Genomic DNA, 608 nt, shown 5'->3' with positions numbered 1-608 from the left:
ACCGCCTACGGCAAGAACGTCGCACCGCGCATCGCCGCGAAGCTGGACGTCGCGCAGATTTCGGACATCACGGCGGTCGATTCGGCCGACACGTTCGAGCGTCCGATCTATGCGGGCAACGCGATCGCGACGGTGCAATCGAGCGATCCGATCAAGGTGATCACGGTGCGTGCGACGGGTTTCGATCCGGTTGCGGCCGAAGGCGGCAGCGCATTGGTCGAGAAGATCGAAGCGGCGGTCGATGCGGGCAAGTCGCAGTTCGTGAGCCGTGAAGTGACGAAGCTGGATCGTCCGGAGCTGACGTCGGCGAGCATCATCGTGTCGGGCGGCCGCGGCCTGGGCAGCGGCGAGAACTACACGAAGGTGCTGGAGCCGCTGGCCGACAAGCTGTCGGCAGCACTCGGCGCATCGCGCGCGGCAGTCGACGCCGGCTACGTGCCGAACGACTACCAGGTCGGCCAGACCGGCAAGATCGTCGCGCCGCAGCTGTACATCGCGGTCGGCATCTCGGGTGCGATCCAGCATCTGGCCGGCATGAAGGATTCGAAGGTGATCGTCGCGATCAACAAGGATCCCGAAGCGCCGATCTTCAGCGTGGCCGACTACGG

The 608-nt window shown here is 65.5% G+C and carries 1 protein-coding gene; it reads left to right on the top strand.

Annotation, left to right across the window (positions count from 1 at the left end; genetic code table 11):
• Window positions 1-608: electron transfer flavoprotein subunit alpha/FixB family protein (locus WS49_RS32790; RefSeq protein WP_059537803.1), on the top strand; the 608-nt coding region annotated here is incomplete at both ends.

It is taken from the genome of Burkholderia sp. RF7-non_BP4 (assembly GCF_001521935.1).
GTDB lineage: Bacteria > Pseudomonadota > Gammaproteobacteria > Burkholderiales > Burkholderiaceae > Burkholderia > Burkholderia diffusa.
Note: the sequence above shows the minus strand (reverse complement) of the source record. Positions and strands in the feature narration are given on the sequence as shown.